General features: G+C 64.9%; 4 protein-coding genes. 2 read left to right on the top strand and 2 right to left on the bottom strand.

The window, feature by feature from the left end; translation table 11 throughout:
- The first annotated feature begins 239 nt into the window (after positions 1-239).
- Positions 240-875 (top strand): YitT family protein, encoded by a 636-nt coding sequence (locus ETQ85_RS21430; RefSeq protein ID WP_246128859.1) that lies wholly within the window; start codon positions 240-242, stop codon positions 873-875.
- A gap of 35 nt (positions 876-910) precedes the next feature.
- Here ETQ85_RS21430 and ETQ85_RS21425 read toward each other — a convergent pair whose 3' ends face one another.
- Positions 911-2,011 carry an ABC transporter substrate-binding protein gene (locus ETQ85_RS21425; protein WP_148581103.1) on the bottom strand — a complete coding sequence of 367 codons (1,101 nt, stop codon included), beginning with the start codon at positions 2,009-2,011 and terminating at the stop codon, positions 911-913.
- A 173-nt stretch (positions 2,012-2,184) separates the two neighbouring features.
- Between ETQ85_RS21425 and ETQ85_RS21420 the strand changes: the two genes are divergently transcribed.
- Positions 2,185-5,505, top strand: coding sequence for an ATP-binding protein (locus ETQ85_RS21420; protein ID WP_148581102.1), 3,321 nt, complete (start codon positions 2,185-2,187; stop codon positions 5,503-5,505).
- Here ETQ85_RS21420 and ETQ85_RS21415 read toward each other — a convergent pair.
- Complete coding sequence (locus tag ETQ85_RS21415; protein WP_148581101.1) at positions 5,492-9,832, bottom strand: response regulator; 4,341 nt, start codon at positions 9,830-9,832, stop codon at positions 5,492-5,494. The two genes, ETQ85_RS21420 and ETQ85_RS21415, sit on opposite strands and share 14 nt — an antisense overlap.
- Positions 9,833-9,843: the final 11 nt, after the last annotated feature.

Here is a 9,843-nt window from a genome sequence, read left to right as displayed (position 1 = left end):
GCCGTGCCAAGGGCGAAGGAAGCCAGCAGGGAAGCGGTAATGGCGGAAGTGGTTTTCATGATGATGCTCCTGTCGAGTGGGGGTTGCAGCCCTGCCGGAAGCCCGTCTGGCGACCGCGAAAAATCAGGTGCTGGCGATTAGTCGTGGCAAGCGGGGCGTTTCTTACACGCACTGCGCAAATAATTTGCGGCGAGGGCTGCGGGTATGATCGTGCATCCTTCGCCAGCCTGCCCGCCTTCATGTCGTCTCCCGCCTCCGCGTCGCGCCAGACACCGCTCCAGGCCACGCCCCACAGCCGCCTCGAAGACGTGCAGGGGATGCTGACAGGCTGCCTGTTCGTGGCCCTGTCGATCATCATGTTTCGCGAAAGCCGGCTGCTGTTGGGGGGCACCACCGGGCTGGCCTTCCTGCTGCATTACCTCGGCGGCTGGCGCCTGGGGCCGGTGCTGTTTCTGATCAACCTGCCGTTCTACGTGTTCGCCTACAGGGCGCTGGGGCGGGAATTTGCGCTGAAGACTTTCTGCGCGGTGGGGGTGCTGTCGCTGTACACCGAAGTGCTGCCCGGCCTGATCGCCTTCTCGCGGCTCGATCCGGTCTTCGCGGCAATCATGGCGGGCCTGCTGGCGGGCATCGGCATCCTGATCCTGATTCGCCACGGGGCCAGCCTGGGCGGGCTCGGTGTGCTGGCCATCTACCTGCAGAAAACCCGTGGCTGGCGCGCCGGCACGGTGCAGATGCTCGGCGACTGCGTGATCCTCAGCCTCGGCCTGCTGGTGGTGTCGGCCGGCCAGGTGGCGCTGTCGGTGCTGGCAGCCGGGGCGCTGAACCTGGTCATCGCGGTCAATCACCGGCCCGGACGCTACTTCGGCGCCTGAAGCTGCGCGGGCGCAGGGCGTAAACCCGTCAAAGCTCACCGCGTCAGCATGAAACGACCATCGTTGATGGTGGTGAAGAAGACCTTGCGCTGGGTGTCGCCGAACTTGTCGAAGGCGATTTCCTGCTGCAGCCCCTGGTAGGGCCCGTGGCGCAGAAGTGCATCCTTGACGCTTGCCTTGCCCTCGCGCCGGCCCAATGCCGCAAACAGCACGGTCGCGGCGTCGTAGGCGGAGACGCTGCTGTAACCGGGGGTTTTCTGGAAGCGCTTGAAGTAGGCCTCGCGGAAGGCCGTATAGCGGGGCGAGTCGTCATCGCGATTGTAGTTGAGGACGATCACCAGCCCCTCCACCATCTTGCCCCCCAACTCCAGCAGTTGCTCCGTGGCCGCCCACTCCGAGGCGCCGATCGGCAGGGCCGGTGCCAGCCGGCGTGAATGCTGGGCCAGGCGTGCCACATCGATGGCGCCGGCGATATAGAAAAGTCCGTCCGGACGCCCCTTGAGCATGTCACCGACCACCGCGCCGAAATCCACGTTGGGCCGCGACTCGAAAGGCACTTCGGCCACCAGGGTGCCGCCGGCATCGCTAAAGGCCTGGCGGAACTCATCCAGCCAGGATTGGGTGAAGGAGCGGTTGCGCACATCGAAGGCCACCGCAATCCGGCGCTGGCCAAGGCCGTACAGCACGCGGGCGTAGTCCCGGGCGTTGTCGCGGGTGGTCCGGTTGATGCGGACAAGGTTGTCGTCCTTATGATAAAAATCCATCGACGTTAACGTGGGGCTGATGGCCAGCGTATTGGTCTTTGCCAGAACCGGCAGCAGCGCGGCGGCAACGCCACTGGTAAAGGGTCCGATCACCGCTTCGACCTTTTCGGCAGCCAGTTCAGCCGCTGCACGGGCCGCCGTTTCGCGGTCCTGCGCGTCGTCGCGGGAAACCAGTTCGAGCTTGCGCCCGTTGATGCCACCGCTCCGGTTGACCTGTTCGATGGCAAGGATCACACCATTCTGGCCCGCCTGACCGACATCCGAATTGCGATCCGACAGACCACCCACAAAGCCGATTTTGAGTGGCTCCGGCGGACTGCAAGCCGCGAGGAGCAGACACATCGACGCGGCAGCAAAGTGCCAAGCCTTCATTTGCAGGTCCTTTGACGAGGATCGGACAGTCCGACCTTTTCGACTATGATACTTTTGTCAATAATATCATTTATAATGATTTTATTGAATTGGCCGAAAAAAGACCGCACACAACCAAGGCCGCGCGAGGCCAGACTCACCCCACTTAACCGAAACTGGAGCGGAATCCAGCCATGTTCCCTCTCTTCATGTCCGGAACGCGCAAGAAGATATGGCGGGCATCCTTGCGCCTGCGCTTGATAACGCTCGGCCTCGCCCCCCTGCTCGTCGCCTTCCCGATCATCCTGGGCATCCTGACCATTGCCGGCGGACAAATCTTCGACAAGCAGCTGATCACCAACGCACGCGGCAATCTGGCCAGCGCTCACACCTACATGGAGCAGGTGCGCAGCCAGACACTCCAGAACATCGAGGAAATGGTCCGCTCGGATCGCCTCAACCACATGCTCGACGAGCTGGCCGGCGAGGCCGGCAAGGTTCGCAGCGTGCCCATCGACCAGGCACTGGCGGCCCGGGCCGATGCGGCGCGCCTCGACTTCATGATCATCGCCACCCAGGACGGACGGGTCATTGCCTCCAGCACCGGGCTGGAGGCCGGCAGCCGGCTGCCGGAGAGCTATGTCTCCCGCCAGGCCGCCACCGGCGTACCCAGCTCGGCGTACGAACGCTTCAGCGCCGACATGCTGGGCGCCCTGTCACCCGACCTGCCCGATCGCGCGCACATCCACAGCAACGAGCCATCCGGCTACGAACACAACGCACAACTCGAGACACGCGGCCTGCTCATCAATGCGGCAGCGCATTTCGCGCTGACCAACACCCACCCCGACGCCATTCTCATAGGCGGCGTGCTGCTCAACAACAACCTCCCGATGCTGGACCGCATCCGTGACGTGGTCTTCCCGATCAATGCCCGCTTCGGCGAAGGCGGCGGGGTGATGTCGATCTTTCTCGACGACCTTCGGATCAGCACCTCGGTGACCCGGAAAAACAGCCTGCGCGCCATCGGAACACGGGCGCTGCCGGCCATCCGCGAAGAGGTCATCAACAAGGGAAACGCCTGGGTGCGACGCTCGGACGTGCTGGATAGCCAGCAGATCGCCGGTTACGATGCCATTGTCGATGGCGACGGGCAGCGCATCGGCATGGTGGGCATCAGTTTCCCGGAAGAACAGCTCCAGAACGAAAAATGGCTGCTGACCGCCAGCGTGGCAGGCCTCCTGGCCCTGAGCATGCTCGCCCTGTCCTTCTCCTTCCTGCGGGGCGCCGGTGACTGCACCCGGCGGCTGTCGAAGATCACCGACACCATGAAGGCCATTCACGGCGGCAATTACACGGCACGCGTCGCCGCCGATGCCGATGCCGAAACCGACGAGATCGCCCAACTGGCTCGTCACTTCAACGAACTGCTTGACGCCCTGCATGCCCAGAACCTGGCCAGACAGCAGGCCCAGCAGGCGATTGTCGAGGAGGCTTCGCGCCGCCGTGCCCTGTTTGAAATGGATCGCGACGGCATCGTCGTGCTCAATGACGACTGCAGCGTCTTTGAAGCCAACCCGCAGTTTGCCGCGCTGCTCGGCTACACGCCGCAAGAGCTGGTCAAGCTGCACGTATGGGACTGGGAATCGTTCTACACCCCGGAGCAAGTGCAGAAAATAATCGTCTCGATCAGACCCGAGGGCGAAGCCTTCGAGACCATTCATCGACGCAAGGACGGCAGCACCTATCCGGCAGAGATCAAGTCGAGCCAGGTGCAGTGGGGCGGCAAGACCTATGTGATGTGCCTGGTCCGCGACATCACCGATCGCCGGCAGCTCGACGCCGAACTGCAGCAGCACCGCCACCACCTTGAAGAACTGGTGGCCAAGCGCACCCTCGAACTGGCCGCCGCACGGGACGAAGCAGAGAGCGCCAACCGGGCCAAAAGCGCCTTCCTGGCCAACATGAGCCATGAAATCCGCACCCCGATGAACGCCATCATCGGCTTGTCGCACCTGCTCGACCGGGACATCACCGAACCCCGGCAGGCCGACCGGGTGAAGAAGATCGGCACGGCCGCCCAGCACCTGCTGCGCATCATCAACGACATTCTCGATCTGTCGAAAATCGAAGCCGACAAGATCCGCCTGGAATCGATCGACTTCCCCCTGCGCGCGCCCCTCGAAAAGGCCGAGAGTCTGTTGCGCGAAAACGCCGGTCAGAAGGGCCTGACCCTGCACCTGGAGATCGATCCGGCACTCCCGCAGTACCTGCGCGGCGACCCGGTGCGGATCGAGCAGATCCTGGTCAACTTCCTGTCCAACGCGGTCAAGTTCTCCACCCGCGGCCACATCACCCTGCGCGCCAGCCAGATCGAAGCCGACCCGCACACGGATCTCGTCCGCCTCGAAGTGCAGGACGAAGGTATCGGCCTGAGCGCGGCGCAACAGGAAGCCGTCTTCCAGGCTTTCGAGCAGGCCGACAACTCGACGACCCGCAAGTACGGCGGCACCGGTCTCGGCCTGGCCATCAGCAAGCGCCTGACCGAACTCATGGGGGGCGAAATCGGCGTCACCAGCCACCCCGGCCAGGGCAGCACCTTCTGGGTGACGATACGACTGGGCCATGCGCAGGGTGATGTCACCCCCGACAACACGCTCTCGGCGCACACCCCGGCGAGCTCACCGGACCTGATGGAGAGCCTGTGCCAGCAGCTCCGGCAAACCCGCGCCGGCGCACGCATCCTGCTTGCCGAAGACAACCTTCTCAACCAGGAAATCGCCTGCGAACTGCTCGGCGACATGGGCCTTTCAGTCGTCGTGGCGAACAACGGACGTGAAGCGGTGGACCAGGTTCAGGCGGGGGACTTCGATCTCATCCTGATGGATCTCAGCATGCCCGTGATGGGCGGCATCGAGGCCTGCACGGCCATTCGCGCACTGCCCGGCCGACAGGCCATGCCGATCCTGGCCATGACCGCCAACGCCTTCAACGAAGACCGCCAGCGCTGCCTCGCAGCCGGCATGCAGGACCACGTGGCCAAGCCGGTCAATCCGGCCGTGCTCTACCAGGCATTGCTGCGCTGGCTGCCAGCCAGGGGGCCCCGTCTCGCCAGTGAGGCACTGGCAGCGCCCCCCATGGAAGAAGGCGACGGTGCGATGCTGCAGATTCCCGGCCTTGATGCGGCCCAGGGCCTGCTCAGCGTGCGCGGCCGGCACGACCGCTACATTCACCTGATCACACTTTTCAGCGATACCCACCGGCATGACGGAGCGACCCTGCGAAACCAGCTTGCCGACAATCGCCTTGAGGAGATCGGCCGCTGCGCCCACAGCCTGAAAGGCGCCGCAGGGACGATCGGCGCCCTGGCGCTCAGCCAGCAGGCAATGGACGTCGAGCAGGCCAGCCGCAACAAGATGCCCCCGCGACAACTGGCCGAACTCGTCGAAGCGCTGGCCCGTGACCTGGAGGTCCTCGTACAGGCCATCGATCAGGCCCGCCCTACAAAAGCCTGAGCGGAATGCCGAGTCGGGCGGCGGCGTCCTTGAGGCACGCCAGTGCGGCGACAAAATCGAAATGGCGGATGGCCGCAGCCAGCGGGGCGAAATCGGCCCCGAGCCCCACCCGCAACAGGGCCTCACTTTCCTCCAGCAGACGCGCACTGGAGAAATCGTCCTCGGCGAGCTGACGGGCCAGACTGGCGCACACCACCGCCAGTTGATCGGCATCGACGGCAACCGGCAGCGGTGTCGCCGGCGGTGCGGGCAGATGGCTGACGAGGGCCTTGACGAGCTGGGTGAGGCAGGCGGCGGTGGCAGACTGCAAGGGCGCCAGCACCTCGGGCGCGGCGTGCCGGTGCACGGCATGCTCCAGTTGCTCGGCGAGGCCCTTCAGCAGCGGCGCGCCGATCTGTCCAGCGACACCTTTCAGGGTATGGGCGAGGCGTTCGGCCGCCACCCAGTCGGCATCCGTCACGGCACACGCCATGCGGGCCGGAAAATCCTGCTGGCCTTCGACGAACCTGCCCAGGATGGAAAAATACAAAGCCTCCCGATCCAGCGCGAGGTGCAGGCCGGCCACCACGTCCAGCCCGGCGATCTCGGTCAGCGGCAGCACCGCGTCCGACACCCGGGGGCCGACAGCCCTTTCCACGGCCACGGGCTGCACCAGGCGGAGCCGCCTGGCCCAGCGCAGCAGCGTGGCCCACAGGACCTCGGGATCAATGGGCTTGCCCACATGGTCGTTCATGCCGGCATCCAGGCAGCGCTCCCGATCACCGGCCATGGCATTGGCCGTCATGGCGACAATCGGCAGGTCGGCGCAGTGCGGCAGTTTGCGGATTTCACGGGTTGCCGTCAGCCCGTCCATGACCGGCATCTGCACATCCATCAACACGCAGTCAAAACGGCTGTGGGCCACCTTTTCAACCGCGATGGCGCCATTCTCGGCCAGTTCGACTTCACACCCCACCAGATGCAGCAGTTCGCTGGCCACTTCCCGGTTGAGCTCGTTGTCCTCGACCAGCAGAATGCGCGCACCGGCAATCGGTGCCAGATCGACAGCCCGCTCGGCCGGCACCCATCCGGCCTGCACCGGTTCAACCCGCGGCGCCCCCAGCAGGCGCATCACGGCATCGAAGAGCAGTGAGGCCGTCACCGGCTTGATCAGGATGTCGGTGATTCCCGCCTTGCTGGCCGCCGCGATCAGTTCGTCGCGGCCATAGGCCGTCACCATCACCAGTTGCGGCTGGCGTGACAGGGACAGGTGACGGATATCCCCGGCGGTGGCCACACCATCCCGCTCGGGCATCTGCCAGTCGAGAAACACCAGTTCGTAGGGCTGGCCGGCCGCATCGGCAGCAAGCAGCTCGCTCAGGGCCGCCGCGCCGGAAGGCACGGCGGTCGTCACGAAGCTCATGCGGCGCAGCATTTCGCCAAGCACGTCGCGGGCATTGTCGTTGTCATCCACCACCAGCATGCGGCGGCCACGCAGGTCGGCGTCCGGCAGCGTGCGCCTCCCCTTCACGGCGGTGAAGGGGAGGCGCACGCTGAACCAGAAAGTGGAACCGACCCCCTGCTTGCTGTCGACGCCGACCTCGCCACCCATCAGTTCAGCCAGACGCCTGGAGATCGCCAGGCCGAGGCCGGTACCGCCGTACTTGCGGGTGGTGGACGAGTCGGCCTGCTCGAAGCTCTGGAACAGCCGGGCCCGCTGCTCGGCGCTGAGACCAATCCCGGTGTCCTGTACCTCGAAACGCAGCAGGACATCGTCGGCCCCGGCCTCAAGCACGCCCACACGAATCGCGACCTCACCCTGTTCGGTGAACTTCACCGCATTGTTGGCGTAATTGACGAGGATCTGCCCCAGGCGCAGGGGGTCGCCAACAAGATTGGCGGGCACGTCATCCGCCACATCGACGATCAGTTCGAGCCCCTTGGCGGCCGTTTTCTCGGCAATCAGGCTGGTCACGTTATCGAGCATGCGTTCGAGCTCAAAGCCGATGTGCTCGACGACCATCTTGCCGGCCTCGATTTTCGAGAAATCGAGAATGTCGTTGATGATGCCCAGCAGGTGCTGGCTCGACGCCTGGATTTTCTCGAGGTAATCGCGCTGGCGGCCGCCCAGCTCGGTTTTCAGCATCAGGTAGGCCATGCCGACGATGGCATTCATCGGCGTGCGGATTTCATGGCTCATGTTGGCGAGAAAGTCCGACTTCACCCGCGCCGCCTCCTCGGCCATGGCCATGGCCTTGAGCATCGCATCGGTGGCGGCACGCTCGGCGCCGATGTTGTCGATGATCCACACCGACCCGAGGGAGTGGTCGTTGACGTCCACCGCATGGGCGGTGAGGCGAGCCCAGAACTGGCTGCCATCCCGACGCATCAGCATCTGCTCGCGGCGATGGGTCTCGCCACGCCAGATCTGCTCGTACACCTCGCCGCCACCCACGTTCCAGGCGGCATCGTCGGCATACAGAATGCGCGTGGACTTGCCGACCATTTCACCCGCCGGCCAGCCGAACATCTCGTGCAGCTTGCGGTTGCAGCGCTGCAAGAGGCGATCGACGATCAACACGATGCCCGAGGTGGCGGAATCGAAGATGGCCTGCTGTTCGGCATAGGCCAGGCGCAGGGCCTCGGCGGCATCGCGCTCGGCGGTGATGTCCTCGATGATGCCGACCATGCCCTTGGCCGGATGACGGGCATCCACCGCCCGGCCGGCCATGCGCGCCCAGAAGCGACTGCCGTTCTTGCGCACGACCAGTTGCTCGCGCACATGGGTTTCGCCACGCCAGACCTGGGAATACACCTCCCGGCCGGTGCTCTCCCAGGCCACGCTGTCGACGTACCAGATACGGGTTGACTGCCCCAGTTGCTCGCCGGGCGCATAACCGAACATTTCGTCCATGCGCCGATTGCAGCGCACGATATGGCGCTCCTTCATCAGCACGATGCCGACGCTGGCGGAGTCGAACAGGGCTTGCTGCTCTTCGATGGCGGCCGCCAGATCGGCGGTCCGCCGGGCAACCTCGACCTCCAGGCTGTCCCGGTAGCGGGCCAGTTCCATCTCGGCCTGCTTGCGCGTGGTGATGTCACGGGACAGCACGATGAAGGTGGACGCGGCGCCGGCAGACTCGCCCTTGCGCCGCACGGACAGTTCGAACCAGTGCGGCTGATCGCCGAAACTGAGCATGATCACGCGCCCGTAATCGCTCCCGCTGCCCATGGCCGCGGCCAGCGCCTCGACAATGGTCCGGGCGGCCTCCGGCGGCAGCACCTCGGCGACATTGTGGCCGATCAGGGCCTCCCGCGGGGCCGCCAGCAGTGCGTCGCGAGTGGCGTACACGTCCAGGTAGCAGCCACTGGCATCAAGCTCGAAGAGCAGGTCGGGTATCGCTTCGAGGGTCGCCACCAGCCGGTCACGCACATCGAAGCTCTCCTGGCGGGCCAGATTGAGCGCAGCAGTCCGCGCATCGACCCGCCGGCTCAGCAGGCGGTTCCAGCCGAGCAGGGACAGCACGACCAGCCCCAGCACCAGCAAACCGTAGCCGGCGTAACGCAGGAGCGGCGCGCGCGCCTCGTCCAGCGGCATACCGAACCATTTGTCTTCCAGGGCCTGCTGCTCGGCCACCGAAATCTTCGTAAAACCATTCGCAATCAGACCCTGCAGCTCACCATTCCCCTTGCGCACCGCCCAGTGGAGCTGGCTGGAATAAATCGGCGCGGTATGGCGAAAGCGGGCCGCAATGCCGAGACGCTGCAGGAGGTACTCGGCCGGCCGCTGGTTCATGCAGAAAACCCGCACCTCGCTGATGCTGGCCCCCTTGATGAGCGCTTCATAACTGGCGTAAGTGCGGAACTGGACGATGCCCTGCTGACGCAACTTTTCAATGCAGAGGTCACCGGCCTTGACCCCGATGATGAAGCCCTTGCTCGAGACGGCATCGACGATGCCGGTGATGCTGTCGTGGAAGAACAGCATGACGTCCAGCGTGGCATAAGGCGCGGAGAAGTCGTAAAGCAGCTCGCGGGCAGGCGTGCGCGACAGGGTGTCGATGACATCGGCCCCGCCGGCCTGCATGGTTTCCTGGGCCCGGGCCCAGTCCATGCCCTGCAGATTCACCGTTACGCCCGCATGGGCCTGCCATTGCGCCCAGCGATCCTTGAGCAGGCCCTGCAACTGGCCGGCCTCATCGCGCAGGGTGTAGGGCGGAAAATTGTCGTCCACAACGACAGTGATCACCCTGGGCTGGGGCGCCCCCTCGGCCGCCAGCAAGGCTTCCCCCGGTGCCCAGAGGATCAGGGCAGCGGCAATGCACTGGCGGACCGAGGTAACTCTCATGGGCAGATCGT

The organism is Zoogloea oleivorans, from assembly GCF_008107625.1.
Lineage (GTDB): Bacteria > Pseudomonadota > Gammaproteobacteria > Burkholderiales > Rhodocyclaceae > Zoogloea > Zoogloea oleivorans.
This window is presented reverse-complemented; position numbering and strand designations above follow the sequence as displayed.

Coding starts and splice junctions, on each gene's coding strand:
- ETQ85_RS21425 (WP_148581103.1), bottom strand. CDS start 2,011: ATGAAGGCTTGGCACTTTGCTGCCGCGTCGATGTGTCTGCTCCTCGCG.
- ETQ85_RS21420 (WP_148581102.1), top strand. CDS start 2,185: ATGTTCCCTCTCTTCATGTCCGGAACGCGCAAGAAGATATGGCGGGCA.
- ETQ85_RS21430 (WP_246128859.1), top strand. CDS start 240: ATGTCGTCTCCCGCCTCCGCGTCGCGCCAGACACCGCTCCAGGCCACG.
- ETQ85_RS21415 (WP_148581101.1), bottom strand. CDS start 9,832: ATGAGAGTTACCTCGGTCCGCCAGTGCATTGCCGCTGCCCTGATCCTC.